Below are 25,819 nucleotides of genomic sequence, written 5' to 3' on the forward strand. Positions count from 1 at the left end.
GTCGCGAACATGGCTCTGGCCAGCACCGGAGCGACCGACGGGGTCAGCCGCCGGACCTTGCCGTGGCTCGGGCGGCCGTCCAGGACGTGGCACCACCACTCCCACCGGCCACGGGACGCGGGCAGCACCACGACGGCGCGCTCGGCCAGCACCGGGCTGGCGAGCTCGGCGACGGTGGTGGCCGTCGCGCCGACGTCCATACTGCCGCAGAGTCTGCCGCCTGCCTCGGCGAGAAAAATCGCGCCACCCTGCTGGGCAACGACCGAACGGGCCGATGCCGCTGCATCGGTCATCCCGCACCTCGCTGACGCTTCGGCAACAACGTCTTCACCGTAAACCGTAGCGGCTGGCGCCACGGACGCTGACCGGACATGGCAAGGTTAGACACTGAACGTCGCCTCGATCCGAGGAGCAGTACCCGTGACTACGCACATCAACCAGGAGTCAGCCAGCTCAGTCAGCCAGGATGGCGAGGACGCGACGCTCGACCGGGTACTCGCCGCGATGGAGGACCTGCGTGAAGGCAACTTCCGGCGTCGGATCGTCGCCGGTGGCGACGGCCGCTCGGCCAAGCTGGCCGCGGCGTTCAACGAGATCGCGGAGCGCAACCAGCTGCTGGTCAACGAGCTGCTGCGGGTCCGGGACAGCGTCGCGACCGACGGCGGGCTGCACGAGCGGCTACGCACGGTAGGCGGTTCAGGCGGCTGGGGTGTCGCCACGGACGTGGTCAACGAGCTGATGGACCACCTGACCAAGCCGACCGTCGAGATCAACCACGTGCTGAAGTCGGTCGCGGAGGGTGACCTGACCCAGCGGATGCCCCTGGAGTTCGACGGCCGGTCGCTCAACGGGGACGTGCTGGAGCTCGCGCAGACGGTGAACCGGATGGTCGACCAGCTCTCGCTGTTCGCGACCGAGGTGACCAGGGTCGGCCGGGAGATCGGCACCGAGGGCATCCTCGGCGGCCGCGCCCAGGTCCCCGGCGGCGTCGGGATCTGGCGTGACCTGACCGAGTCGGTGAACCTGATGTCGGGCAACCTGACAGACCAGGTGCGTGACATCGCGCGGGTGGCGACGGCGGTGGCGCGGGGTGACCTGACGCAGAAGATCGCGGTCGGTGCCCGTGGCGAGATCCTCGAGCTCAAGAACACCCTCAACACCATGGTCGACCAACTCTCCGCCTTCGCCGACGAAGTCACCCGCGTCTCGCGAGAGGTCGGCACCGACGGCAAACTGGGTGGCCAGGCGCAGGTGCCTGGCGTCGGGGGGACGTGGCGGGACCTCACCGACTCGGTGAACCTGATGGCGGGCAACCTGACCGACCAGGTCCGCAAGATCGCGACCGTGGCGACGGCGGTGGCCAGGGGTGACCTCACCCAGAAGATCGACGTCGACGCCCGAGGCGAGATCCTCGAACTCAAGAACACCCTCAACACCATGGTCGACCAACTCTCCGCCTTCGCCGACGAAGTCACCCGCGTGGCCCGCGAGGTCGGCAGCGACGGGCGGCTGGGTGGTCAAGCGCAGGTGCCGGGTGTCGCCGGCACGTGGCGTGAGCTGACCAACTCCGTGAACTTCATGGCGTCGAACCTGACCGAGCAGGTCCGCAACATCGCCACCGTGACCACCGCGGTGGCCAGGGGTGACCTCACCCAGAAGATGAACGTCGACGCCCGAGGCGAAATCCTCGAACTCAAGAACACCCTCAACACCATGGTCGACCAACTCTCCGCCTTCGCCGACGAAGTCACCCGCGTGGCCCGCGAGGTGGGTACCGAGGGTCAGCTCGGCGGTCAGGCGCAGGTCCGGGGCGTGGCGGGGACGTGGAAGGACCTGACCGACAACGTCAACGTCATGGCCGAGAACCTGACCACCCAGGTCCGCAGCATCGCGACCGTCGCCAACGCGGTCGCCAACGGCGACCTGGGCAAGAAGATCTCGGTCGAGGCCAGCGGTGAGATCGCCGACCTGGCCGAGACCATGAACGGCATGGTCGACACGCTCCGCGCATTCGGTGACGAGGTCACCCGCGTGGCTCGCGAGGTCGGCACCGAAGGCACGCTGGGCGGACAGGCGCGTGTGCCGAACGTGGCGGGGACGTGGAAGGAGCTGACCGACAACGTCAACGTCATGGCCGAGAACCTGACCACCCAGGTCCGCAACATCGCCCAGGTGACCACAGCCGTGGCCAACGGTGACCTGTCCAAGAAAATGGACGTCAACGCCCGTGGTGAGATCCTGGAACTGAAGACGACCCTCAACAGCATGGTGGACCGACTGTCGTCGTTCGCCCAGGAGGTCACGCGTGTCGCCCGTGAGGTGGGCACCGAGGGCAAACTCGGTGGTCAGGCGAACGTGGTGGACGTGTCCGGAACCTGGCAACGGCTGACCGAGAACGTCAACCAGCTCGCCGGGAACCTGACCACGCAGGTGCGCGCCATCGGCGCGGTCGCGACGGCGGTGACCGCGGGCGACCTGACCAGGCAGATCTCGGTGGACGCGTCCGGTGAGCTCGAGGACCTGAAGAACAACATCAACCAGATGATCGTCACCCTCAAGGAGACGACCAGGATCAACGAGGACCAGGACTGGCTGAAGACCAACCTGGCCAGGGTTTCCGGACTGATGCAGGGTCACCGGGACCTGGGCGCGGTGGCGTCGCTGATCCTGAGCGAACTCGCTCCCCTGGTCCGCGCCCAGTACGGCGCGGTCTTCCTGGCCGAGAGAGGCGACAACGGGGCGTGGCTGCGGCGGATCGCCGCGTACGGCCGGTCCGAATCGGACGGCCCGGTGAAGTTCGAGTTCGGCGAGTCGCTCGTCGGCCAGGCCGCGGTGGACAAGCGGACCATCGTGATGACGGGCGCGCCCGCCGACTACATCAAGGTCTCGTCCGGTCTCGGGTCGACGTCGCCGAAGAACGTGATCGACCTGCCGGTGCTGTTCGAGGGCCAGGTGCTCGGCGTGATCGAGCTGGCGTCGGTGAACGAGTTCAGCCGCGTCCACCACGACCTGCTCGAGCAGCTCAAGGAAACCATCGGCGTCAACATGAACACCCTGCTGGCCAACTCGCGCACGGAAGCGCTGCTGGCCGAGTCGCAGCGGCTGACGCGCGAGCTGCGGGCGCGGTCGGAGCAGTTGCAGGCCCAGCAGGACGAGCTGCAGAGCTCCAACACCGAGCTCGCCGAGAAGGCGGCGCTGCTGGCAAGGCAGAACAGGGACATCGAGGTCAAGAACTCCGAGATCGAGCAGGCCCGGCAGGAACTGGAGGACCGGGCGCGGCAGCTGGCGACGGCGTCGAAGTACAAGTCCGAGTTCATGGCGAACATGTCGCACGAACTGCGGACGCCGCTCAACAGCGCGTTGATCCTGGCGAAACTGTTGAGCGACAACCTGGAAGGCAACCTGACGGCGCGGCAGCGCGAGTTCGCCAAGACGATCTACTCGGCGGGCAGCGACCTGCAGCAGCTGATCGACGACATCCTCGACCTGACGAAGGTCGAGGCCGGGCACTTGGAGTTGCAGGTCAACGAGTTCGCGCTGCCGGAGCTGGTGAGTTACGTCGAAGCGCTGTGCCGCCCGCTGACCGGGGAGAAAGGCCTGGACTTCTCGGTGATCGTGGAGCCTTCGGTGCCGTCGACGCTGCACACCGACGAGCACCGGCTCCAGCAGATCCTGCGCAACCTGTTGTCCAACGCGGTGAAGTTCACCCACGAGGGCCGCGTGGAACTGCGGATCACCATGGTCGACCCGGCGATGATGAAGACAGCGCGGATGCGTTCGGCGGACGCGGTGATCGCGTTCGCGGTGGAGGACACCGGAATCGGTATCCCGCAGGACAAGCTGGCCGTGATCTTCGAGGCGTTCCAGCAGGCGGACGGAACGACCAGCCGGAAGTACGGCGGGACGGGTCTCGGCCTGTCGATCTCCCGCCAGCTGACCCAGCTGCTCGGCGGCGAACTGCACGTGACCAGCGAACCCGGCTCCGGCAGCATCTTCACGCTGTACCTGGCGGTGTCCCAGCCGGAGAAAGCCGCGGCCACCCACCAGTCGCAGGTGGTGGACAGCTCACCGCTGGCGGACGACGAGGAAGACCCCAGCGTCACGCTGGCGATCCGGTTCCACGGCGAGAAGATCCTGATCGTCGACGACGACCTGCGCAACGTCTTCGCACTGACGGCGATGCTGGAGCAGCACGGACTGGACGCGGTGTACGCCGACAACGGCGTCGCCGGGGTCCGCGCTTTGGAGCAGTACAAGGACATCGCGTTGGTCCTGATGGACGTGATGATGCCGGAGCTGGACGGGAACTCGACCATCGCGGCGATCCGGGAGATGTCGTCGCACCAGGACCTGCCGGTGATCGCGGTGACAGCGAAAGCCATGCCGGAGGACCGTGAGCGGACCCTGGCGGCGGGCGCGGACGACTACGTGACCAAACCGGTGAACAACAACCGGCTGCTCAGGCTGATCGCCAAGCACCTGGACGTCGAGGAGAACGTGAGCTGACGCCTGACCTGCCACAGCCGGAGCTCACGGCAATTCGTGAGGGCCGCGTTTCGGGCGTCGCATGCCGGTGACGTGGCCTTCACGGCACACCCTGCTCAGTCACGGCGGATTTCTCCGCCTTTCGTGATCTGTGAGACGCCCGGTCCCGCCAGTTCGCCCGAGTCGATGGGCCGTCCCGATACAGCCAGCAACAGCGCCAACGCCGTGCCACGCACCTCCGGTCCGTCGCCGGAATCGATACCGGCATCTGTAGCGACCAAGCGCAGCCCTTGTGCGCGCTCCTTTCCGCCGCCGGTCGAGACGCCTGTTCTGAGCTGGAAACGCAACGCGGCGACTACGTGCTCGACGGGATAGTCCCGGTCGATCCCCAGTGGTCGGCGAATGTCCTCGCCGTGCACGAACGTCTCGACCAGCCGCGTGGCCTTCGGTACCGGGGCGCTGGTCGTGCGGTGGCTGACCGCGCGGAACGCGTCGAGCGTGCGCTGTGGATCGCCGGTCCGCTCCCGCGCGACCGCGTTGTTGTTGTACCGGTCGAAGTCGAAGCGAGCGGCGGCGAACTGCCGTACGAAGCCGAAGTACGTGGTCTTGGCGTCGTCGACCAGGTGGGCGAGGACGTCGTGGACGTCCCAGCCGGGACACAGCGACGGCGTGGCCCAGCGCTCGGCGGGAATGTTTTCCAGGTCGTGGATCAACGCGTCGCGTTCGGCGTGGACCACGGTCCAGATCTCGTGCACGGCTGCCCCTCAGGCGAAGTGATAACTGAACTGAACCGTACAGGACAGTTAAGCTGTACTCAAGCGTTCAGTTAGGATCGAACCGTGACGCCAACGGGCAAGCGCGCCGAGCGCAACAGACAGGCCATCGTCGCCGCGGCGCGCGATCTGTTCATCCGCGACGGATTCGACGCGGGCATGGACCAGATCGCGGCGTCGGCCGCCGTGTCCAAGGTGACGGTGTACAACCACTTCACCAGCAAGGAAGAGCTGTTCACCGAGGTCGTCGGCCAGGCGATGGGTGAAGCGCACACGACGATGGCCGAGGTCCGCGCGCGCCTCGCCGACACCGGCGACATCCGGGAAGCACTGCTGCGGACCGCACGCGCACTGGTGGAAGCGGCCACCGATCCGGCGCGAATGGCCCTGCGCAACCTCGTCACCGCCGAACTGCGCCGGTTCCCCGACCTCGGCAAGACCTACCAGCAACAGGGCCCGGCCCACTCCGCCCGCGCCCTGGGCCAGCTGTTCGGCGACCTGTGCGACCGCGGCCAGCTGCGGATCACCGACATCGAAGTGGCGGTGATCCACTTCTTCAGCCTGACGATCTACCCCCACCTGATCGTCGGCTCCATAGGCGCCGCTCTCCCCGCCGACCTGGCCGACCGCGTGATCACCGAGGGCGTCGAGGTGTTCCTGAGCCGCTACCAGGGCGGCATGTAACTTGAGGCTCATGCAGAGTCTGGCGTTGGTGGACGGGTGGCCGGTCGACACCGTGGCTACGACGGTGGTCGGGCGCGACGGCCGGGTTCTGGGCTCCCGGGGTGATCAGGCGCAGCTGTTCCCGCTGGCGTCGGTGACCAAGCTGCTGACCTCGTACGCCGTGCTCATCGCTGTCGAGGAGGGCGCGGTCGAACTCGACGAACCCGCCGGACCGGAGGGTGCCACGGTCCGACATCTGCTCGCGCACGCGTCCGGGCTCGCCATGTCGGAGGACAAGGTCCAGGCTCAGCCCGGCACCAAGCGGATCTACTCCAACAAGGGCTTCGAGGCGCTGGCCGAGCACGTGCAGCAGGCGTCGGGGATTCCGTTCAACGCCTACCTCGCCGAGGCGGTCTTCGCGCCGCTCGGCATGAACGACACGACGTTGAAGGGCAGTCCCGCGCATGCCGGGGTGTCCACGTGCGCCGACCTGAGCCGGTTCGCCGCGGAACTGCTGGCGCCCACGCTCGTGTCCGGGCAGTTGTTCGGCGAGGCCACGACCGTGGTCTTCCCCGGGCTCAACGGTGTCCTGCCCGGCTTCGGTCACCAGAAGCCCAACGACTGGGGCCTCGGGTTCTCCATCAGGGACCACAAGAGTCCACATTGGACCGGGCAGCGGAACTCGCCCGACACGTTCGGGCACTTCGGACAGAGCGGTACGTTCCTCTGGGTCGATCCCCGCGCCGGGATCGCCACGATCGCGTTGACCGACCGGGCTTTCGGCGAGTGGGCCGCCGAGGTGTGGCCCGTCCTCAGCGACGCGGTCCTCGAAGAGGCAGGTGCGTGATGCCGTTGATGAAGTTCGACGTCAGGCGTGTCGGCGCCGCCGCGAGCTGAACCTCCGGCAGTTTCAGGAATTCACGGAAGAAGATCCGCAGCTGCAACCGGCCGAAGTGCGCACCGAGGCACAGGTGTGGGCCTTGGCCGAACGCGATGTGGTCGTTGGGCGTTCGCGTGATGTCGAAGCGGAACGGGTCGGGGAACCGGCGTTCGTCGTAGTGCGCGGACGCGTGGTACACGACGACCTTGTCGCCCGCGCGGATCTGTTGCCCGGCAAGCACGACGTCCTGGGTGGCTGTCCGCCGGAAGCTCAGCACGGGCGGATGCCAGCGCAGCATCTCCTCGACCGCTGTGTCCAGCAGGTCTGGATTCGACCGCAGCCTGCGGTACTCGTCGGGGTGCTCGACGAGGGCGAGCACCCCGCCTGGCAACGCGCTGCGGACGGTGTCGTTGCCCGCGATCACCACGAGGAAGAAGAACATCTGCAACTCGGCCTCGTCCAACGCCCGGCCGTCCACCGTGGCGGTGACCAACGCGGACATCAGGTCCATGCCTGGGTTTTCCCGTTTGTACGCGGCGAGTTCACCGGCGTAGCCGAACATGTCGGCGAGCATGGCCGGTGACCGCGGGTTGACCGGTTTGCCGGACGCGTCCCGCACGACCTCGTCGGCGTGTTCGGGGTCCTGGTAGCCGATCACCCGGTTCGTCCAGCGCAGCAACAGGTTCCGGTCCGACGCGGGCACGCCGAGCAGGTCCGCCAGGTTGAGCAACGGGAAGTCGTCGGTCACGTCGACCGGCAGGTCGCACTCCCCCGCGGCCCGCACCGCGGCGAGCAGCGCCGAGGCGCGCGTGGTGATCTCGGCGGCCGACTGTTCGAGCCTGCGCCGGGTGAACACGGCTGCGACGATCTTGCGCAGCCGCTGATGCTCGGGCGGGTCCATGTTCAGGATCATCCGGCGGATGAACGCGAGGTCGTCCGGTTCCGGATCGCGGATCTGGGTCGCGCCGAGCCAGGACGAGAACACCTCCGGCGTCCGCAGCACGTGCCTGACGTCCTCGTACCTCGTCACGGCCCAGTAGCCGGGCCCGGCGGGCCAGTCGAGCACGGCGTGCTCGTCCTGCCAGCTGACCGGTTCCGTGTCCCGCAGCCGCCGGAACTCGGCGTGCGGCAGGCCCTGTGCGAACACCCGTGGATCGAACACATTCGACACAGAACAAAGCTAATCCATGAGCAACATCACATTCCTGCACTCCGGGCAAAGTTGCACGCCGGGCAAGATTACTCGGTAGCCTGATCGAGTGACGCCCAAATCGGGGATCCGGGAGACGAAGAAGCACGAGACGCGACGAGCGCTCGGCTTCGCCGCCTTCGACCTCGCCACCGAGCGAGGTCTGCAGGGCTTCGTCGTCGAGGACGTCACCACGCGAGCGGGCGTGTCCCGGCGGACCTTCTTCAACTACTTCAACCGCAAGGAAGAAGCCGTTGTCTCGGTCTGCGGGTTCGTGTTCGACGACGCCATGACCGCGCTGTACCAGCGCCCGGCCGACGAGCCGCTGTTCGACTCGCTGCGCGTGGTCGCCGGGCTGGTCGTCAGCCCGGAGAACCTCGAACTGCTCAACCGGCTGTCGACGATCGCCACCGACTTCCACGAGCTTGTGCCCTACGAGCTGGCGGTCAGGGAACGGATGGTGCTGGGCGCGCACGAGGCACTGGTCGAACGGATGCCGCCCGGCTGCCCGTCGTTCTACCCCCTCGCGCTGGTCCACGCCGCGTTCGGCGTCATCCAGGCCGTGATCGTGCACGCCGCCGACCACCCGGGAGACCAGGTCACCGACCTCATCGACGAGGCCTTCGACTACCTGCGCGCCGGATTCCAGACCACCAAGAGCTGATCAACGCGGATCGGTCGCAACACTTCGAAGGAGCACGCGGTGGCTAAGCTGCTGTACCGACTCGCGCACGCCGCACGACGGCGCCGGGGACTCGTCCTCGGCATCTGGCTGCTTGTCCTGGCCATCGCGGGCATCGGCGCCCTGGGTTTCGCGGGGCAGACCACGAACCAGTTCTCCATCCCCGGCACCGAGTCCCAGCGGGCGCTCGACCACCTCAAGGACAGGCTGCCGCAGGCCGCGGGCGCGTCCGGCCGGATCGTCTTCGCGGCGCCGCAGGGCAGGACCCTCGACGAGTCGAAGCAGGCCATCGAAGGTGCCATCGCCACGATCGGCGATACCGACCAGGTCGCGGACGCTTTCAGCCCGTTCGTCACCAAGGCCGTCGGTGACGGCGGCCGGATCGGCCTCGCCCAGGTGCAGTTCTCGGTCTCCCCGCCGGAGGTGAAGGAGGAGACCAAGGAGGCCATCAAGAACACCGTCGAGGCGGTCGGCAAGTCGGCCGGGCTCGAGGTCGCCTACAGCCAGGAGATCGCCGGTGAGATGGTCGCGATCGGCGCCACCGAGGGCCTCGGTGTGGTGATCGCGGCGCTCGTGCTCGTGCTGACGTTCGGTTCACTCGTCGCCGCCGGGTTGCCGCTGCTGACCGCGTTGATCGGCGTGGGCATCGGCATGGCCGGTCTGTACGCGCTGACCAGCGTGATCGACATGTCCTCCACCGCGCCGGTGCTCGCGCTGATGTTGGGCCTCGCGGTCGGCATCGACTACGCGCTGTTCATCGTGCACCGGCACCGCAAACAGGTGCTCGGCGGTATGGAGGTCGACGAATCGATCGCCCGCGCGATCGGTACCGCGGGCAGCGCCGTGTTCTTCGCCGGTCTGACCGTGATCATCGCCCTGGCCGGGCTCACGGTCGTCGGCATCCCGTTCCTGTCGGTGATGGGCCTGGCCGCCGCCGCGACCGTCGCGGTCGCCGTGCTGATCGCGTTGACGCTGCTGCCTGCGATCCTCGGGTATGTCGGCGACAGGATCGTGTCGGACAAGGCACGCGCCAAGGCCGAGACGCCCGGCAAGAAGGAGGCCTTCGGCTACCGCTGGGGCCGTGCGGTGTCCCGCCGCCCGATCACCGCGCTCGTGCTGATCGTCGTTTCGCTCGGCGCCATCGCGATCCCGGCGTTCTCGCTGGAGATGGGCCTGCCGGACGACTCGACCGCGCAGGAAGGCAGCCCGCAGCAGCGCGCCAACGCGCTGGTCACGCAGGCGTTCGGGCCCGGCTTCAGCGGTCCGCTCGTGGTCGTGGCCGACCTGCCGTCCGGCGTCGGCCCCGAGCAGGCGCTGGGCGCCCTGGCAGGCAAGCTCAGCTCGGTCCCGGACGTCATCCGGGTCGTCCCGGCGGGTCTCAACCCGGACAAGACGGCCGCCGTGCTGCAGGTGATCCCCGGCAGCGGGCCGTCGACCGAGGCAACGAAGGACCTGGTCTCCCGGCTGCGTGAGATGACCGGCGAGGTCAAGGCGCAGACCGGCTCGACCATCGGCGTGACCGGGCAGACCGCGTTGAACATCGACGTCTCGCAGAAGCTGTCCGACGCGCTGCCGACCTACCTGATCGTCATCGTCGGGCTGTCGCTGATCCTGCTGGCGATCATGTTCCGGTCGATCCTGGTGCCGATCAAGGCCACTGCGGGCTTCCTGCTCACCGTGGCCGCGTCGATCGGCGCCGTCGTGGCGATCTTCCAGTGGGGCTGGCTCGGTGACCTGCTCGGCATCTCGCACGGCTCACCGATCATCAGCTTCCTGCCGATCCTGATGACCGGCATCCTGTTCGGCCTGGCCATGGACTACGAGGTGTTCCTGGTCTCCGGCATGCGGGAGGCGTACGTCCACGGCGACACGCCGAAGGACGCGGTCGTCGAAGGACTCGGCCACAGCGCCCGCGTGGTCACCGCGGCCGCGCTGATCATGACGGCGGTGTTCGCCGGCTTCGTGTTCTCGCACGACACGGTGATCAAGTCGATGGGCTTCGCGCTGGCGTTCGGCGTCATGGTCGACGCGTTCCTGATCCGGATGACGCTGGTCCCGGCGTTGATGACGCTGTTCGGCAAGGCCGCGTGGTGGTACCCCAAGCCACTCGACCGGATTACCCCGAACGTGGACGTGGAAGGCGAGACGCTCGCCCGCCACATCGGGCAGCAGGAGCGGCGGGAAAAGGTTCCCCAGCCGGTGTGACGATTCGGCGGCGGCGCAGCGCCGTGGCCGGGTAGGTTTGTGCGGCCGCCGACTCGTTGCCCGACTAACAGAATCCCGACACGTGAGCATTTGGGACCGTGCTGCCCGGTGGTCCGCCCGGCGCTGGCTGCGCAGGCTGGACGCCCGGCTGCAACCTGGCCACACCGCGGCCCGGCATGATCCGGTGATCGCCGCGGCCCTGGACCGCCACGCCCACCTGGTGCGTGCCCAGGTGGACCGCGACGCCCGGATCCGGGCCGGGATCGTCCCGGCGCCGCCGCTGGTCCTGCTGGCCATCTACGCCGAGGAGATCCACCAGGAAGCCGTCGCCACGGGATGGGAACCCCCGGTCGTGTGGACATCCCTCGACGGTCTGTCCCTGCGCCTGCTCGCCTGCTGTGTGGTGGCTAGAGATCGTCGAGTCGCGCGCGCTCTACGCTGAGCCGCAACGCCTCGAGCAGATCAAGAGCCGTTTCGCCGTCTCGCTGCACGGGGATCGGCGGCTCCTGCGCGGCGTCGGCCTTGGCGTCGATCAGCTCCCCGAGGGCTCGCTGGTAGTCGTCGGTGAACTCCCCCGGCCGGAAATCCGCAGCCATACTGGTCACCAGCGCCGTCGCCGCGGCCAACTCCTGTGGACGAACGGTCACCTCCCTTCCCAGGAAAGGGAAATCCACCGGCAGGATCTCGTCCGGCCACTGCATCGTGTGCAGCACCAGCACATCACCCCTCGGCTGCACGGCGGCGAGCGTCTCCCGGCGGCGCATGCTGATCTTCACGATCGCGAGCCGTCGCGTGCGTTCCATCGCCAGCCGCAGCAAGGTGTACGGCTGCACAGCGTTGTCGTCCGGTTCGAGGTAGTAACCCCGTTGGAAGTACAGCGGAGGGACGTCGCCGACCGGAACGAACCGCATCACCTGCATGGTCCGGTCGGACGGACTCGGCAACGTGTCGAAGTCGGATTGTTCCATCAGCACGATCCGGCCGTCCGGCAGCTCGTATCCCCTTGTCACGTCGGCGAAGTCGATCTCGTCGCCGCACGCCTCACACTCGCGGCGGTAACGGATCCGCCCGGCGTCGGCCCGGTGCACGTGGTGGAACCGGAAGTCGTGGTCCTTCGTGGCCGCGTACGCCCGCACCCCGATCGTCACCAGGCCGATCGCCATGGACCCACGCCAGACAGCTCGCATGCTTTCCGTGCTACCTGCCGGAACTGCGGAATAACAGAGCCATTAGGGGATGACTGCGACAGCGTCCACTTCGATCAGGAACTCGGGCTTGAACAGGCCCGCGACCTTGATCAGCGAACTGGCCGGGTTGGGCCGGTCGCCGAGCACCGGGCGGACGAACTCGTCACGGACGTCCCTGACCACCTGGATCTCGGTCACGTCGGTCACGTACCAGTTGAAGCGCACCACGTCGGCCCAGCCCGCGCCACTGGCTTTCAGCACGTTCTCCAGGTTGCGCAGGCACTGCCTGGTCTGCGCGGCCAGGTCACCCGGGCCGACCAGCCCGCCACTCTCGTCGATGGCGACCTGGCCGGAGATGAACGCGAGCGTGCCGGACGCCGTCACGGCGTGGGCGTACCCGTTGCCGGGCGCGTTGCCCGCTACGTCGGCGATTCGGTCGTGGATGGGCATGTCAGCGTCCTCAGGTAGTCGTCGATCAGCTGGATCTGCCGGTCCGGCGGGAACCGGTCCGGGTCGAACAGGGCCTGCACGACCAGGCCGTGGGTGAGCGCCGCCGCGGACGCGACCACGTCGTCCACGTTCCTGCCCGGTGGGATCTCGCCCTTGTCGAACGCGGCGACGACATGGGGCCGCAGCTTGGCGCGCCAGCGTTCGTAGCGCGCGGTCTCGGTCGCCGCGAGCTCCGGATCGCCGATGGCCGCGTCCCAGAAACTCACCCACACCCGGTTCATCGCGACGGCCTCCGGCGTCAGCGCCAACACGTCCAGCAGGTACGCGCGCAACGCGGCCAGCCCGGTCACGTCGATGTCCCGGTAGAGCGTGGCCAGCGTCCGTTCCTCCGCGACGGAGTGGGCGTACCGGACGAGGTCGCGCTTGGCCGGGAAGTAGTGCGTCAGCATCCCGGTCGACGCCCCCATCGCCGCGGCGACCGCACGCAGCGTGAGCTGCCCGAATCCCCGCTCGGCCAGCACACGCCACACCGCCTCGGACACGTCACGCCTACGGGCGTCATGATCGCCGGGAGCTGGGGGCATGGCATGATGGTACATAACAAACGTTTGGTACGGAGGTACTGGGGATGCTCGCTTTTGCACTGGCCGACGACGCCGAACTGCGTCCGTTGGAGCCGTGGAACGCCGAGGAGTTCACCGCGCACATCACGCACACGCGCGACTACGTCGGGCCGTGGATCCCATGGGTCGACACGATCACCGACGTCGACGCCGGACGGCGGTTCCTGCAGAACTACGCCGACAGGCAGGCAGCGGACGACGGCCGCCTCTACGGCATCTGGGCAGGCGGGAAGCTGGTCGGCGGCACCGGGTTCCGGATCTTCGAGCCCGCGAACGGGATGTGCGAGCTCGGCGTCTGGCTCGATCCGGCGGCGGCAGGCCAAGGCCTGATCACCGAGGCCGCCAGGCACATGATCGACTGGGCGATCCGCGACCGCGGCATGTCCAGGGTGCAGTGGCAGACCCGGCCGGACAACGAGCGCAGCACCGCTGTGGCACAACGACTCGGCATGACCAAGGAAGGCGTGCTGCGGTCGGCGTCGGATCGTGGCCGGTACGACGCGGAGATGTGGTCGGTGCTGGCGTCCGAGTGGACCGCCGGGCAGGGCGCGATCGGCGTGCGGCTGAACGACAACGCCGAACTGCGCGCGCTGGAACCGTGGAACGCCGAGGAATTCGCCCGGAACATCGATCGCATCCGCGACTACATCGGACCGTGGGTCGGGATGGCGCACGTGGTCACCGACACCACGAGCGGCCACAAGGTCCTGCGGAACTACGCGAACAAGCTGGCAGCCGACAGCGGCCGGATCTACGGCATCTGGATCGACGGCGAACTCGTGGGCGGCACACTGTTCCGGACGTTCGACGCGGCGAACGGCATCTGCGAGCTCGGTGTGTGGCTGGATCCCGCCGCCACCGGCGGCGGCCTGATCACGCAGGCCTGCGGGCACATGATCGACTGGGCGGTATGCGTTCGCGGAATGTCCAGGATCGAGTGGCGCTGCAGCCCGGCGAACGAACGCAGTGCCGCTGTGGCACAACGACTTGGCATGACGCTGGAAGGTGTGCTGCGTTCGGAGTACCCGCTCGACGGCGTCCGCCAGGACGCGCAGGTCTGGTCGGTTCTGGCCTCGGAATGGCAGGCACGCAAGTAGAATCGGCCGGGTGACGGACAAGGGCGACCTGGTCGCCGGTCGGTACCGGCTGGTCGGCCGGATCGGCCGCGGCGCGATGGGTGTGGTCTGGCGCGCGCACGACGAGCGCCTCGACCGCACCGTCGCGGTGAAACTCCTGTCGTTCGACGCCACGGCGGACGACAACGTGTTCCGCGAGGCCCGCCTGGCGGCCAGGATCCAGCACCCCAACGCGATCCAGGTGCACGACGTGGTCGACCACGACGGCCGCCCCTGCCTGGTGATGGAGTACCTGCCGTCGAGCAGCCTGTCCGCGGTGCTCACCGACCGCGGCGCGCTGCCCGCCGACGAGGTGGCCGCAATCGGCGCGCAGATCGCCGGAGCGCTGACGGCCGCGCACGACGCCGGTATCGTTCACCGGGACATCAAGCCGGACAACGTGTTGATCGCGCCGGACGGCACGGTGAAGATCACCGACTTCGGCATCTCCCGGCTGATCGGCGACGGCGCCGGGACCGCGACCGGCAACGGTGTCATCGCCGGTACACCGGCCTACCTCGCGCCCGAGGTCGCCACCGGCGGCAAGGCCGGGTTCCCGTCGGACGTCTATTCACTCGGCTCGACTCTTTACACCGCAACGGAAGGCGCTCCCCCGTACGGCTTCGACGAGAACCCGATCGTCCTGGTGCGACGGGTCGCCACCGGCGAGATCGCCGCCCCGCGCCAGTCCGGCGTGCTCGGGCCGTTGCTGCTGTGGCTGCTGCGCGCGGACCCGAGCGAACGCCCGAGCATGCGCGAGGCGCAGGAGTACCTGGTGTCCGGCAAGCTGCCGCCGGAGGCACAGCCGCGCACGGCGACTATGGCGTTGCCGCCACGGAAACCGCGCAGGCGGAGTTTGCTCCTCACCGCGGCGGCCGCGGCACTCGTCGCGTTGGGAATCGTCGTCGGGCTGGCGATCAACCGTGACGGCGGACCGGCGGCGCTCCCCCTCCAGTCGCTTCCCGCCGCCACGACCACCAGTCACACGCCGTTGTCGTCCTGTCAGGCCGATTACCAGATCACGAACTCGTGGCAGGACGGCTACGAGGTGCTCGTGACCATCCGCAGCGGCACGGCGGCGCGGCTCAACGGCTGGACCGTGACGTGGATGCTGCCCGGCGGGCAGAGCATCAACAACCTGTGGAACGGAACGCTCTCGCTGGACGGCGCGAACGTGCGCGTGGCACCGGCTCAGTGGAACACCGCTGTGGACTCCACGACGTCGTTCGGTTTCATCGCGGCCACGAGGGGCGCCGGTCCCGTGAAGCCGGACGTAGTGTGCACGGCGCAGTAGCCCGTTCAACAGCAGCCCGATCACATGTACGCGATGGCGATCTGCGCGTCCCGGGCTTCGACGCGCGACAACCGCTCGTGCAGGACGTCCGAGTAGAGCCATTCGCGGATCGGCGCCGCCGGGTCCTGCGGGGACCACCACAACAGCGGCGCGCTGTCCCGCGCGATCTGTTCGGCCCAGTGCTGCGCCAGCGCCGTGATCCCGGTGTCCGCATCGGCGCCGGTCAGCGTGTCGAGGTACGTCAGCCACGGCCTCAGGTCCCGGTCGATGTGCGCGGCGGCGCAGATGAGGGTCTCGACGGTGTACGGGTTCACGCCCCCGGTGACGGCACGCGTCACCATGTCGCACACGGCCCCGCGCAGCGCGGTCCGCTCCGCTTCCGGCCAGGTCTCGAAACCGGCGAAGGTCAGTCCGTGCAGCAGCCGCTCGTCGGGGCGTTTGGCCAACGCGTCGAGGATGCGCGGCGCGAGCCCGCGCCAGATCAGCCCGTACTGCTGCTCGGACCAGTGGTCGGTGACCTCGTAGGCGAACGACCAGACCAGGTCGTCCGGCACCCGTGCGGGATCGCCACCGAGCAGCTCGAGGTCGGACTGGGCGTAGCAAGATGTGCAGCCCTCCACCGCACCCACGCGCGGCACGTCCGCGAACACCTCGTCGAGATCCATGCGCACACGCTACGACGAACGGCGGCGGATCACGACGCCTTTTGCGCTACCTCCAGCTCGCTGTCCGGGACGATCCGGTTGGCGATGGAGTCGAGACGCATCCGCAGCCGCAGCACGTCACCGCGGAACGTGCCGGGCCGCTGTGGGCCGAGCGTCCAGCGTTCGACGAACTCGCAGCACACGTCCAGCACGCGGTTGGCGGCGGCCATCGACTCCGGCGTCTGGTGGCTGTCGACGGTGAGCAGGTCGGCCATGTGCCCGGCCAGTTCCTCGACATCCGTGACGACGTCCGTGACGGCCCGGTCCGGCAGCAGGACGGGGCGGTACATCACCAGATGCACCCAGACCAGCGGGCCAAGCATGCGTTCCTCGACGCCCGTCACCATGCGGCGGGAATACCCAGGCCAAACGGCTGTCAAACCGCTGTCGGCGGGAACCTGGCGGATTTCTTCGAAGTTGGTCCGTTCGTCCGAGCCGCTCACCCACGGGAGGTACTCTCAATGGCCGCGATCACGAAATGGCCACGGGCGGCGGGGGCGCTCGGCCTGCTCGGCCTGGTCGGTACCGCGGCCTCGGTCCTGCTGATCGGCCTGCTGCACGTGCTGCCGCCGTCATCCGAGGTGAGTGTCGTGCGCCGGACCATCAGCGAGTACGGGCTGCTCGAGGACGCGTGGGTGTTCAACCTCGGAGTCGTCGCCCTGGCGTTGGGGTCGCTCGCGGTGATGGCCGCGTTGGCCGTCCGGCAGGTGATCAGGCCGTTCTCGGCCGCTTCGGTCCTGATCACGCTGTGGAGCCTGTGCCTGCTCGCCGTCGTGGTGTTCCCCAAGAACAACTGGGCGATCGGCCCCAGCGTCGGCGGCATGGTCCACCGCTACGCCAGCGTGGTCGCGTTCATCTGCCTGCCGATCGCCGCGATCGTCGTCGGCCGCGCGGCGAAGGCCGCGTGGCCGGTGTGGCTCGGCGTGCTGTCGCTGGCCTGGTTCGGGTTGATCGTCGGCGCCGTCGTGCTGCAACCGTTCACCGGCGTGTACTGGTGGATCGCCATTCCGCTCGGCGCGGTCGAGCGAGGGCTGCTCATCACCGAAGTCGCGGCTGTGGCGGCCCTCGCGCTGATCAGGACAGCCGGTTCACGACCCGCAGTGCTCGAACGGGCTGTCGTAACGGGCTGAGCCCGCCGATCCGCCCCACTTGACGCATTTGCCCGGCGCGGCGGCCCGGACCGGTCCGGCGTAGTACTCGAAATTGCCGGAATCTGTCACCCGGTTGGCGCCTTGCACTTCCAAATAGGCGGACACGGCGGAAGCCGTACCCACCGAAGTGCCCTTGATCGTCACCACGCAGTTCTGCGATGTCCCGTTGTTCCACAACAAATGAACCGTTGCCGCCGAACCGACAGCGGCCGAGTCGACCTCGTTGAACCCACTGCCGCAGACCTCGGTCGCGTCATAGGGGTTCGCACCGCCGCCACAATTGCGCGAGGTCACCGTCTGGTTCGGATAGCCGAACGTGACACCGTTGAACACCGCTTTCTGGATGTTCGCCGGATAGGAGGCGTCGGTGGTGCGCACCTCGTAGTGCAGGTGCGGCGAGATGTTGTTGCCCGGTTTGCTGGTGTTGCCGACCTCGCCGATCTTCTGGCCACGGGCGACCTGTGCGTTCACCGCGACCGACCGGACGCGCAGGTGCGCGTAGTAGGTCGACCAGCCGCCGCCGTGGTCGATCTTGACCAGGTTGCCGTAACCGTTGGTCGAGCCCTGGTGCGCCGAGATGACGACCTTGCCCGCGGCCGCGGCGACGACGGTGTCGCCGAGGTCGGCGTCCGGCGTGCCACCCCTGTTGAAGTCGATCTCCCACGACCTGTGCGCACTGGAATTGCTCGAGTTGCCGGTCCACGACTGACCGCACGGGAAAGGCAACTGGAAGGCCGGCCTTGGCCCGGCCGCGCCCGCGCTCGGCGCGAACACAATGAATCCCACTCCCGCGATCAGCGCGACTCCGAGGCTGATCAACCGTCTGACTCTCATCGCCGGTCCCTTCGCTGGATGCACGGCGCGAGTGTCGACTGGCCACTTACAAGAAAGATACAAGTCAAGTTCTACAAAAAGATGACGCGACGTCCTATTCATGTATTATGTCGGGAATGAGCCGACCGATGGTGACCCGGCGCAGGGAAGTCAGCCACACCAGTGCGCGTTCACTGCTGATGACCCTACTCGGTGAGTACGTTCTGCCGCGCGAGGGCCCTGTCTGGACTTCCGTCCTCGTCAACACGCTGGCGACATTCGACATCGAGGAGAAGTCGGCGCGCCAGGCGCTCGCCCGCACCGCGGCGGAGGGCTGGCTGACCTCCGACCGCGTCGGTCGCCGGGTCCGCTGGTCGCTCACCCCGCCCGGCCGCAAACTGCTCACCGAGGGCGCGCGGCGGATCTACGAGTTCGGCAGCGTCGAACGGCAGTGGGACAACCGCTGGCTCGTGCTGCTCGTGTCCGTCCCCGAGTCCAAACGGGACCTGCGGCACCGGCTGCGCACCCGGTTGACGTGGGCCGGGTTCGGCTCGCCGGAGGCGGGCGTGTGGATCTGCCCGGACGCCAGCAGGCAGGACGAGGCCGACGAGATCCTCAGCTCGCTTGAGCTCACGCGTGGCGCCATGTCGTTCGTCGCCGAGTACGGCACGATCGGCGAGGTCGGCGCGATGGTCGCCCGCGCGTGGGACCTGTCCGAGGTGGAGCGCCGGTACGAGGAGTTCATCGAGGAGTTCGCGGGTGCCAGCCCGGACGACGGCCCGGCGACCCTGCACGCGCAGACCATGCTGGTGCACGAGTGGCGCCGGTTCCCGTTCCTCGACCCCCGGCTGCCGACCGATCTGCTGCCTGCCAACTGGCGCGGCTCGCACGCCGCGCAACTGTTCCACCGCAAGCACCAGGAATGGCGCCCGGCCGCGCAGGAGCACTGGGACAAGCTCGACTAAAACCGGGTCGCGGGCATTTGGAATACTGGACAGGTGCTACAAGGAGACGTTGGACTGGAATTGGCCGCACGGGTCGTCGCGGCCGTGAAGTCGTCGCTTGACCTGGACATCACCCCGGCCGAGGCGTTGATCCGCCCGTCGAACCGACCAGGTGCCGACTACCAGTGCAACGCCGCCATGGGCCTGGGCAAGCGCGTCGGCAGGCCGCCGAGAGAGGTCGCCGCGGCGATCGTCGGCGCACTGGACGGCACCGACCTGGTCGTCGAACCGGAGATCGCGGGTCCCGGGTTCATCAACCTGACGCTGACGGACACCTGGCTCACGACGCACATCGAGCAGTTGCTCGGCGAAGAACGGCTGGGTGTGCCCGTGACCGAAAGGCCACGCCGGATCGCGATCGACTACTCCAGCCCGAACGTGGCCAAGGAGATGCACGTCGGCCACATCCGTTCGACGGTCATCGGCGACGCGCTCGTCCGCATGCTGCGCTTCCACGGCGACGAGGTCATCCCGCACAACCACCTCGGCGACTGGGGCACCCCGTTCGGGATGCTGATCGAGCACCTGGTCGACGAGGGCGTCGACGCGGACCACTCGGTCAGCGACCTGAACGTCTTCTACCAGGAAGCCCGCAAGAAGTTCGACTCCGACCCGGACTTCGCCGAGCGGGCCCGGCTGCGCGTGGTGAAGCTGCAGAGCGGCGACGAGCAGACGCTGGAGCTGTGGCAGCAGCTCGTGGACGAGTCCATGCGGCACTTCATGAAGGCCTACAAGATGCTCGGCATCGGCCTGACGCCCGAGGACAACTACGGCGAGAGCTTCTACAACCAGTACCTGGCCGACACCGTCGCGGAGCTCGAGCAGAAGGGCCTGACCGAGATCAGCGACGGCGCGCTGTGCGTGTTCCCCAAGGGCTTCTTCAACCGTGAAGGCGATCCGCTGCCGTTGATCGTCCGCAAGAGCGACGGCGGTTACGGCTACATGAGCACGGACCTCGCCACGGCCCGCTACTGGGGTGTCGAGCGCGCCGCGACAGACCTGCTCTACGTCGTCGGCACGCCGCAGGCCCAGCACTTCGCGATGGTCTTCGTGGCCTCCCGTGACGCGGGCTGGCTGACGCCGGAACAGAACACGGTGCACGTGAACTTCGGCTCGATCCTCGGCGAGGACGGCAAGATGTTCCGCACCCGGTCGGGCGACACGGTGAAGCTGATCGACCTGCTCACCGAAGCCATCGACCGCGCGGCAGCGGTGGTCGGCGAACGCGAGGACCTGACTGCCGAGGAGCGGGCGTCGATCGCCCACGCCGTCGGCATCGGCGCGGTGAAGTACGCGGACCTGTCCAGCGACCGCGAGAAGGACTACGTCTTCTCGTGGGAGAAGATGCTGGCCACGGACGGCAACACGGCGACGTACCTGCAGTACGCGAACGCCCGTACCCTCTCGATCATCCGCAAGTCCGGCGAGACCGTGCGGCCGGGCGCGAAGGTGACGCTGGCCGAGAAGGCCGAGCGGGACCTGGCGCTGCAGCTGATCCAGTTGCCCGCCGCGGTGCAGGCCGCGATCGACGGCTACACGCCGCACAAGCTGACCACGTACCTGTACGAGACCGCTTCGGCTTTCACGTCGTTCTTCGAGAAGTGCCCGGTGTTGAAGGCCGAGCCGGAGATCCGGGCTTCCCGGCTGGCGCTGTGCGCGTTGACGTCGAAGGTGCTCACGCTGGGCCTGGACCTGCTCGGCATCAAGGCGCCGACGCGCCTCTAGCTTCGTGCAACCAATGTGGCCTTCGTTGCTCGAAACGCAACGAAGGCCACATTGGTTGCACAAGGTTGCCGGGCGTCCCCCGCTGCGGTACATATTGAACATGCCTGAACAGGTGCGAGCCAGGGCGCTGGGTGCGTTCTACGGCCTTGCACTGGGTGACGCCCTCGGGATGCCGACGCAGTCGATGTCCCGTACCCGGATCAAGGACCGTTACGGCTCGATCACCACGCTGGTCGACGCGTCCCCCGACCAGCCGATCGCACCCGGGATGCCCGCCGGGTCGGTCACGGATGACACCGAACAGGCCGTGCTCGTTGCGAAGCTGCTGATCGACGGCAACGGCAGGATCGACCCGTACACGTTCGCTGACGCGTTGCGGGCATGGGAAGCCGACATGACCTCCCGCGGCTCCCGCGACCTGCTCGGCCCGTCGACGAAGCGCGCGCTCGAGCACCTCGACGCCGGCCTGACCCCCCAGCAGGCCGGCGTCACCGGAACGACCAACGGCGCGGCGATGCGGGTGACGCCCGTCGCCATCGCCAACCCTGTGGGCGACCGCCTGCTCGATGCGGTCATCTCGGCCAGCGTGGTCACCCACAACACCAGTCTGGGGATCGCGGCCGCCTCCGCCATCGCGGCCGCGGTCTCCGCCTCCATCGACGGCGCGGACCTGAGCACGGCGCTGGACGAGGCGGAACACGCCGCGCACAGCGGCGCGCGGCGGAGCAACTGGGTGCCGGGTGGCGAAGTCGCGCCGCGGATACGCTGGGCGCGTGAGTGGGTGCGTGGCATGAGCCGTGGTGCGCTGGCCGACGCGGTCGCCGAGGTGGTCGGCACGTCCGTGGCCGCGCAGGAGTCCGTGGTCGCGGCGATCGCGTTGGCCGAGGTGTCCGCGGACGACCCACTCGACTCCTTGCTCCTCGCCGCGCAGATCGGCGGGGACACCGACACCATCGCGGCGATCCTGGGCGCGATCCTCGGTGCGCAGCACGGCGTCGCCGGGCTGCCTGCCGACCTCGTCGGCAAGGTCCGCGAGGTGAACGGCCTCGATCTCGACCCTCTCGTCGACGGTCTGCTGACCCTGCGATGACCGGCCGGTTGATCCACACCGGACAGGTCGTCGTCGACCTCGTGCTGCGGATCGACCAGTTGCCGCCGCGGGGCGGGGACGTGATCGCCACGCACTTCCAGCAGACCGCCGGTGGCGGGTTCAACGTCATGGCGGCGGCCCGGCGGGCCGGTGCGGAGGTCGTGTACGCGGGCAGCCACGGACATGGGCCCTACGGCGACGTGATCCGCGACGCCCTGGCCCGCGAAGGGATTCGGGTCGCCCACCCCGTCGACGAACCGGATTCCGGGGTGGCGATCGCCCTGGTGGATAGCGATGGCGAGCGGACATTCGTGACGAGCCCGGACGCCGTCGGGCGATTCCGGGTCGTGGACGCGGGGCCGGATGACGTCGTCTACGTGACCGGGTACAGCTTGACCGACCGGCACAACGCCGACGCTCTGTCGGAGTGGCTTCCCGCAGTGCAGGGGACGGTACTGCTCGATCCCGGTCCGCTGGTCGGGGACATCGCCGCCGAGACCTGGGACGGGGTTCTGCCCTATGTGGACATACTGAGCAGCAACGCGTCCGAGTCGAAAGCACTGTCCGGTGTGGACGTCGCGGTGCGGGTGCTGCGGGAGGGCGCCGAGGGCTGCCGGGTCGTGTGGCGCGACGGGACGAGTGTGCACGTTCCCGGAATCCCCGTGACGGCCGTGGACACCAACGGCGCCGGGGACGCGCACTGCGGGGTGTTCGCGGCGGAACTGCTGCGGGGCAACGACTTGGTCACCGCCGCGCGCCGGGCCAACGCGGCCGCCGCCATCGCCGTGACCCGGTTCGGGCCCGCCACCGCGCCCAGCCGGGCCGAGGTCGACGCCCTGGTCACACGATGATCCACCCGAAGCGGAACTCGGTCTTGTAGCCCTCGCACTTCGGGTCGGTCGAGTCGTAGTGACCGCCCGAATAGGTGCAGCGGAAGTACTCCCGGCTGTTCACGCCTGCCGGTTTGCTCGTGAAGATGAACCCGAGCGCGCCGACCTGGTTGTGCCCCTCGCACCCCGGGTCCACCGAGGTCATCCGGTCCTCGGATCCCTTGAGCTGGCACGCGTACAGCCGCTTCGTGCCCGGCTCGGAGTCCTTGACCAGCCAGCCCATCGGGAACTCGCGGTTGAAGCCCGCGGGAGCGGGCACACCGGGGGTGGCGGTGAAGTGCGGCCCGGCCGGGTGGTTGTACCTGGTGATCTGGATTCCGGTGCGTTGCGGCTTGTCCGGCGGAGGCGGGGGCAACTCGCCCACCGGCTGCTGGCCCGGCGGCGGCTTGGGCTGCTTGGACGGCGTTCCGGCGGGTTTGGTCACCGTGACCGTGCTCGGCGGCGGTACCGACGGCGTGGACGACACGGTCGACGGCGCCAGGGTCGGCGCCATCGGGATCGTGCTGCCGTTCTGGATGCCGTCGTCGACGTTGGCCACGTTGGCCTTGCCGGCGACCGCGGGGTCCTCTTTGGACCCCGGAGAGATCAGGAACACCGCGACCAACGCGCCTGCCACCACGACCGCCGCGCCCGTCCACATCATGACCCTGGTGCGGTTGGCGTTCTTCTTCGACTGCCCGGTGTCCCACTGGTCGTCCGCCGTCCAGGCCGGGGCGGGCGCCGCCAGCGGCGCTTCCGGCGGGTACTGCTCCTGCCACGGCTCGCGCGGACGGGTGTCCCGAGGGACCGCGTGGACCTGGACCGTGGGGGCGTCGACGACCTGGGTCGAGTTGTCGACGACCTGGGTCTGGTCGGAAATCGGGCGGCCCAACAGCTCCCTGGCCGCCGCGGCGGTCAGGCGGGTCTCGGCCGGTTGGGCGAGCAGGCCCATGATCAGCTGTGCCAACGGGCCCTGGACTCTGCTCAGCCGGGGGTCGTCGTACATGATCGCGTGCATGGTGGCCGCTGTCGTCTCACGGCTGAACGGCGAGCGCCCCTCCACCGCGTGGAACAGGGTCGCGCCCAGGGCCCACAGGTCCGACGGCGGCGCGGGCTGCGAACCGGAGAACAGCTCCGGCGCCATGTACCCCGGCGAGCCCATGATCCCGCCGGTCATGGTCAGGTTCGGGTCGTCCATCGCCCTGGCGATGCCGAAGTCGGCCAGTTTCGCCCTGTCACCGGCCGAGACCATGATGTTGCTCGGCTTCACGTCGCGGTGGACGATCCCGGCGGCGTGGGCCGTCTCGAGCGCGCCGAGCACCTGCAGGCCGATCGACGCCACGCGCCGCGGGTCCATCGGTCCCTCGGCGGCGATGATGTCCGCCAGCGTCGGGGCCTCGACCAGCTCCATCACGATGAACGTGGTGCCGTTCTCGCTCACCACGTCGAACACCGTGACCACCGCGGGGTCGTTGAGGCGCCCGGCTGTCCGCGCCTCGCGGAGCACGCGTTCCAGGTAGACCGACTTGCCGTCGCCGGAGAGTCCCTGCGGGGGCGGCAGTTCCTTCAACGCCACCTGACGCCCGATCACCTGGTCGTCGGCGCGCCACACGACGCCCATGCCACCGCGGCCGAGCTCGTCCAGAATGGCGTATCTGCCTGCCACCACTCTCACGGCTTACCCCCACCCGATCGTGATCAGCCCTGGCCACGCATCGTAGCCGGGCTGATCACGACACTCAGCGCAGGGCCGCCAGCAGCATCGGCAACTGCACTCCCGCCTGGTCGGCGAGCGCGCGGACCTGCTCGGGCGCCGGTGCGAGCGGGAAGATGTCCCTGGTGGAGGGCAATCCCTCACCGCCGCCAAACTTCGACTGCGGCGTGGTCGGCGGGACGATCCGGTAGACCCGCCACCTCGGCACCGCCGAGTCCGCCATCGCCAGCACCGAGTCCCGCCACAGCAACACCGTGGACTTCTTGGTGTTACGGGCAAGCACGACGCACGGGCTGCCGATGATCGTGGCAGCGCGTGCGGCGGCACGCAGCGGTGTTCGGAAATCGCCTTCGACCACCCACACCGCGTCCATCAACTCGGCGTGCAGGCCTTCGGCCTCCAGCGCCGCGACCAGTTCCGCGTTCGGGTCGTCCGCCGCGGCCATCGCCAACTCGACAACGCCCTGCACCTGCGACTCGGTGGCCACACGCGCGTGCAGCTGGGTCGAGTGCACCAGGAACCGGTCGACCACCGACTCGTCGGCGAACGCGGCCCATTCCTGCGTGGCGTCCCATGCGGACTTGGCCGTCAGGTCCGCGCCCGCGCTCCCGTGCAGATTGGCTTCCTGCAACAACAACGCCAGGCCGATCGCGATCAGCGCGTAGAGCTCGTCCAGCTGTTCGCCGGGCGTGCCCGCCTGATCCTCCTCGCTCGGTCGCAGCGCGTGCACCAGGTCGCGCACCTCGCCGCGCCACCCGGCGTCGACACCCCATACTCCGGCGGCGAGCAGCTTGAGATAGCCCCGTGCCACCGTGATCCTGTGTGCCACTGCGGAACCCCGACCGGCCGAGTCCAGCCACCTGCGCGCGAGGGCGCGGTACTCCGCGTGCTCGGACGGCGCGATGGTGGTGGGCAGTCGGTCTACCTGGGTGTTGAGGTCGTCTCCCGCAGTGACGCTCTGATCGCTCAGTGTCCCCCTCCTCCAGCGCGCCAGTCCTCCCCGCTAGCCTGACTCAGCCTGGGGAACAGTGCAAGATCGAACACGGTGTCGGGCCGTGACGCTCGACGCAACCTTCTGCGGCCCGTGGGCGTCATTGTGAACGAATCACCATGAAACAGACCTTGGGGGTCAACTGGTGCGCACACTCTCCGCGCTCGTCGTGGCGCTCTTCGTAGTGGCCGGGTGCAGTACGCCCGCCTCGG

The 25,819-nt window shown here is 68.5% G+C and carries 23 protein-coding genes and 1 pseudogene; 13 read left to right on the top strand and 11 right to left on the bottom strand.

Annotated features, from left to right (window positions below):
- Positions 1-293, bottom strand: a pseudogene (locus ALI144C_RS00980) (hypothetical protein); the annotation flags it as partial.
- Positions 294-504: 211 nt separating this feature from the next.
- Here ALI144C_RS00980 and ALI144C_RS00985 point away from each other — a divergent pair.
- Positions 505-4,506 (top strand): HAMP domain-containing protein, encoded by a 4,002-nt coding sequence (locus tag ALI144C_RS00985; protein ID WP_076985107.1) that lies wholly within the window; start codon positions 505-507, stop codon positions 4,504-4,506.
- Positions 4,507-4,601: 95 nt separating this feature from the next.
- Here ALI144C_RS00985 and ALI144C_RS00990 read toward each other — a convergent pair whose 3' ends face one another.
- Complete coding sequence (locus tag ALI144C_RS00990) at positions 4,602-5,240, bottom strand: maleylpyruvate isomerase family mycothiol-dependent enzyme (RefSeq protein ID WP_076985071.1); 639 nt, start codon at positions 5,238-5,240, stop codon at positions 4,602-4,604.
- An 84-nt stretch (positions 5,241-5,324) separates the two neighbouring features.
- Between ALI144C_RS00990 and ALI144C_RS00995 the strand changes: the two genes are divergently transcribed.
- Both ALI144C_RS00995 and ALI144C_RS01000 read left to right on the top strand, forming a co-directional pair.
- Positions 5,325-5,942 (top strand): TetR/AcrR family transcriptional regulator, encoded by a 618-nt coding sequence (locus tag ALI144C_RS00995; protein WP_076985072.1) that lies wholly within the window; start codon positions 5,325-5,327, stop codon positions 5,940-5,942.
- A 10-nt stretch (positions 5,943-5,952) separates the two neighbouring features.
- Positions 5,953-6,768: a serine hydrolase domain-containing protein gene (locus ALI144C_RS01000; protein ID WP_076985108.1), complete on the top strand. Its 816-nt coding sequence runs from the start codon at positions 5,953-5,955 to the stop codon at positions 6,766-6,768.
- Here the strand turns inward: ALI144C_RS01000 and ALI144C_RS01005 are convergent.
- The gene (locus tag ALI144C_RS01005) at positions 6,734-7,972 is read right to left on the bottom strand and encodes a cytochrome P450 (RefSeq protein WP_202818812.1); all 1,239 of its coding nucleotides are present in this window, start codon (positions 7,970-7,972) and stop codon (positions 6,734-6,736) included. The genes ALI144C_RS01000 and ALI144C_RS01005 overlap by 35 nt on opposite strands.
- 88 nt (positions 7,973-8,060) lie before the next feature.
- On the opposite strand from ALI144C_RS01005, the gene ALI144C_RS01010 reads away from it, so the two are divergent.
- From ALI144C_RS01010 to ALI144C_RS57125, 3 genes are all read left to right on the top strand, one after another.
- The gene (locus tag ALI144C_RS01010) at positions 8,061-8,654 is read left to right on the top strand and encodes a TetR/AcrR family transcriptional regulator (protein WP_076985074.1); all 594 of its coding nucleotides are present in this window, start codon (positions 8,061-8,063) and stop codon (positions 8,652-8,654) included.
- 39 nt (positions 8,655-8,693) lie between these two features.
- Positions 8,694-10,877: an MMPL family transporter gene (locus ALI144C_RS01015; RefSeq protein WP_076985075.1), complete on the top strand. Its 2,184-nt coding sequence runs from the start codon at positions 8,694-8,696 to the stop codon at positions 10,875-10,877.
- Between the two features lie 82 nt (positions 10,878-10,959).
- Positions 10,960-11,319, top strand: coding sequence for a DUF6401 family natural product biosynthesis protein (locus ALI144C_RS57125; RefSeq protein ID WP_076985076.1), 360 nt, complete (start codon positions 10,960-10,962; stop codon positions 11,317-11,319).
- Here the strand turns inward: ALI144C_RS57125 and ku are convergent.
- Genes ku through ALI144C_RS01035 form a run of 3 tightly spaced genes read right to left on the bottom strand, consistent with a single transcriptional unit; the run spans position 11,285 to position 13,098 of the window.
- On the bottom strand, positions 11,285-12,064 hold the full coding sequence (gene ku / locus ALI144C_RS01025; RefSeq protein WP_076985077.1) for a non-homologous end joining protein Ku: 780 nt from the start codon (positions 12,062-12,064) through the stop codon (positions 11,285-11,287). The genes ALI144C_RS57125 and ku overlap by 35 nt on opposite strands.
- Before the next feature lie 42 nt (positions 12,065-12,106).
- A complete protein-coding gene (locus ALI144C_RS01030; protein WP_076985078.1) occupies positions 12,107-12,514 on the bottom strand; it encodes a RidA family protein in 408 nt (135 codons plus the stop codon).
- The gene (locus ALI144C_RS01035) at positions 12,484-13,098 is read right to left on the bottom strand and encodes a TetR/AcrR family transcriptional regulator (protein WP_076985079.1); all 615 of its coding nucleotides are present in this window, start codon (positions 13,096-13,098) and stop codon (positions 12,484-12,486) included. The genes ALI144C_RS01030 and ALI144C_RS01035 overlap by 31 nt, the downstream gene beginning before the upstream one ends.
- 44 nt (positions 13,099-13,142) lie before the next feature.
- Here ALI144C_RS01035 and ALI144C_RS57130 point away from each other — a divergent pair, with 44 nt between their 5' ends.
- Both ALI144C_RS57130 and ALI144C_RS01045 read left to right on the top strand, forming a co-directional pair.
- The gene (locus ALI144C_RS57130; protein ID WP_076985080.1) at positions 13,143-14,234 is read left to right on the top strand and encodes a GNAT family N-acetyltransferase; all 1,092 of its coding nucleotides are present in this window, start codon (positions 13,143-13,145) and stop codon (positions 14,232-14,234) included.
- Positions 14,235-14,244: 10 nt separating this feature from the next.
- Positions 14,245-15,546 (top strand): serine/threonine-protein kinase, encoded by a 1,302-nt coding sequence (locus ALI144C_RS01045; RefSeq protein WP_076985081.1) that lies wholly within the window; start codon positions 14,245-14,247, stop codon positions 15,544-15,546.
- Between the two features lie 20 nt (positions 15,547-15,566).
- Here ALI144C_RS01045 and ALI144C_RS01050 read toward each other — a convergent pair whose 3' ends face one another.
- Together ALI144C_RS01050 and ALI144C_RS01055 are read right to left on the bottom strand one after the other, a co-directional pair.
- Positions 15,567-16,211: a hypothetical protein gene (locus tag ALI144C_RS01050; RefSeq protein WP_076985082.1), complete on the bottom strand. Its 645-nt coding sequence runs from the start codon at positions 16,209-16,211 to the stop codon at positions 15,567-15,569.
- Positions 16,212-16,240: 29 nt separating this feature from the next.
- The gene (locus tag ALI144C_RS01055; protein WP_143230314.1) at positions 16,241-16,597 is read right to left on the bottom strand and encodes a hypothetical protein; all 357 of its coding nucleotides are present in this window, start codon (positions 16,595-16,597) and stop codon (positions 16,241-16,243) included.
- 114 nt (positions 16,598-16,711) lie between these two features.
- Between ALI144C_RS01055 and ALI144C_RS01060 the strand changes: the two genes are divergently transcribed.
- The gene (locus ALI144C_RS01060; protein ID WP_076985084.1) at positions 16,712-17,380 is read left to right on the top strand and encodes a DUF998 domain-containing protein; all 669 of its coding nucleotides are present in this window, start codon (positions 16,712-16,714) and stop codon (positions 17,378-17,380) included.
- Here ALI144C_RS01060 and ALI144C_RS01065 read toward each other — a convergent pair.
- On the bottom strand, positions 17,339-18,235 hold the full coding sequence (locus ALI144C_RS01065; protein ID WP_076985085.1) for a M23 family metallopeptidase: 897 nt from the start codon (positions 18,233-18,235) through the stop codon (positions 17,339-17,341). The genes ALI144C_RS01060 and ALI144C_RS01065 overlap by 42 nt on opposite strands.
- Positions 18,236-18,363: 128 nt before the next feature.
- Here ALI144C_RS01065 and ALI144C_RS01070 point away from each other — a divergent pair, with 128 nt between their 5' ends.
- The 4 genes from ALI144C_RS01070 to ALI144C_RS01085 all read left to right on the top strand — a co-directional run bounded on the left by ALI144C_RS01070 (position 18,364) and on the right by ALI144C_RS01085 (position 22,884).
- Positions 18,364-19,179: a PaaX family transcriptional regulator gene (locus ALI144C_RS01070; protein WP_076985086.1), complete on the top strand. Its 816-nt coding sequence runs from the start codon at positions 18,364-18,366 to the stop codon at positions 19,177-19,179.
- A gap of 33 nt (positions 19,180-19,212) precedes the next feature.
- On the top strand, positions 19,213-20,943 hold the full coding sequence (gene argS / locus ALI144C_RS01075; RefSeq protein ID WP_076985087.1) for an arginine--tRNA ligase: 1,731 nt from the start codon (positions 19,213-19,215) through the stop codon (positions 20,941-20,943).
- Between the two features lie 100 nt (positions 20,944-21,043).
- Entirely contained in the window at positions 21,044-22,033 is a 990-nt protein-coding gene (locus tag ALI144C_RS01080; protein ID WP_076985088.1) for an ADP-ribosylglycohydrolase family protein, read from the top strand.
- A complete protein-coding gene (locus ALI144C_RS01085; RefSeq protein ID WP_076985089.1) occupies positions 22,030-22,884 on the top strand; it encodes a PfkB family carbohydrate kinase in 855 nt (284 codons plus the stop codon). Before ALI144C_RS01080 ends, ALI144C_RS01085 begins: the two co-directional genes overlap by 4 nt.
- Here the strand turns inward: ALI144C_RS01085 and ALI144C_RS01090 are convergent.
- Positions 22,874-24,577, bottom strand: coding sequence for a serine/threonine-protein kinase (locus ALI144C_RS01090; protein ID WP_083752600.1), 1,704 nt, complete (start codon positions 24,575-24,577; stop codon positions 22,874-22,876). The genes ALI144C_RS01085 and ALI144C_RS01090 overlap by 11 nt on opposite strands.
- A gap of 64 nt (positions 24,578-24,641) precedes the next feature.
- Complete coding sequence (locus tag ALI144C_RS01095) at positions 24,642-25,445, bottom strand: hypothetical protein (RefSeq protein ID WP_076985090.1); 804 nt, start codon at positions 25,443-25,445, stop codon at positions 24,642-24,644.
- Positions 25,446-25,819 lie beyond the last annotated feature (374 nt).

This window comes from Actinosynnema sp. ALI-1.44, assembly GCF_001984155.1.
GTDB lineage: Bacteria > Actinomycetota > Actinomycetes > Mycobacteriales > Pseudonocardiaceae > Kibdelosporangium.

What these genes read in the sequence shown, in the direction of transcription:
- ALI144C_RS01065 (WP_076985085.1), bottom strand. Translation starts at nt 18,235, where the DNA reads ATGAGAGTCAGACGGTTGATCAGCCTCGGAGTCGCGCTGATCGCGGGA.
- ALI144C_RS01050 (WP_076985082.1), bottom strand. Translation starts at nt 16,211, where the DNA reads ATGGATCTCGACGAGGTGTTCGCGGACGTGCCGCGCGTGGGTGCGGTG.
- ALI144C_RS01035 (WP_076985079.1), bottom strand. Translation starts at nt 13,098, where the DNA reads ATGCCCCCAGCTCCCGGCGATCATGACGCCCGTAGGCGTGACGTGTCC.
- ALI144C_RS00985 (WP_076985107.1), top strand. Translation starts at nt 505, where the DNA reads ATGGAGGACCTGCGTGAAGGCAACTTCCGGCGTCGGATCGTCGCCGGT.
- ALI144C_RS01080 (WP_076985088.1), top strand. Translation starts at nt 21,044, where the DNA reads ATGCCTGAACAGGTGCGAGCCAGGGCGCTGGGTGCGTTCTACGGCCTT.
- ALI144C_RS01085 (WP_076985089.1), top strand. Translation starts at nt 22,030, where the DNA reads ATGACCGGCCGGTTGATCCACACCGGACAGGTCGTCGTCGACCTCGTG.
- ALI144C_RS01070 (WP_076985086.1), top strand. Translation starts at nt 18,364, where the DNA reads ATGGTGACCCGGCGCAGGGAAGTCAGCCACACCAGTGCGCGTTCACTG.
- ALI144C_RS01030 (WP_076985078.1), bottom strand. Translation starts at nt 12,514, where the DNA reads ATGCCCATCCACGACCGAATCGCCGACGTAGCGGGCAACGCGCCCGGC.
- ALI144C_RS01055 (WP_143230314.1), bottom strand. Translation starts at nt 16,597, where the DNA reads ATGGTGACGGGCGTCGAGGAACGCATGCTTGGCCCGCTGGTCTGGGTG.
- ALI144C_RS01000 (WP_076985108.1), top strand. Translation starts at nt 5,953, where the DNA reads ATGCAGAGTCTGGCGTTGGTGGACGGGTGGCCGGTCGACACCGTGGCT.
- ALI144C_RS57130 (WP_076985080.1), top strand. Translation starts at nt 13,143, where the DNA reads ATGCTCGCTTTTGCACTGGCCGACGACGCCGAACTGCGTCCGTTGGAG.
- ALI144C_RS01060 (WP_076985084.1), top strand. Translation starts at nt 16,712, where the DNA reads ATGGCCGCGATCACGAAATGGCCACGGGCGGCGGGGGCGCTCGGCCTG.
- ku (WP_076985077.1), bottom strand. Translation starts at nt 12,064, where the DNA reads ATGCGAGCTGTCTGGCGTGGGTCCATGGCGATCGGCCTGGTGACGATC.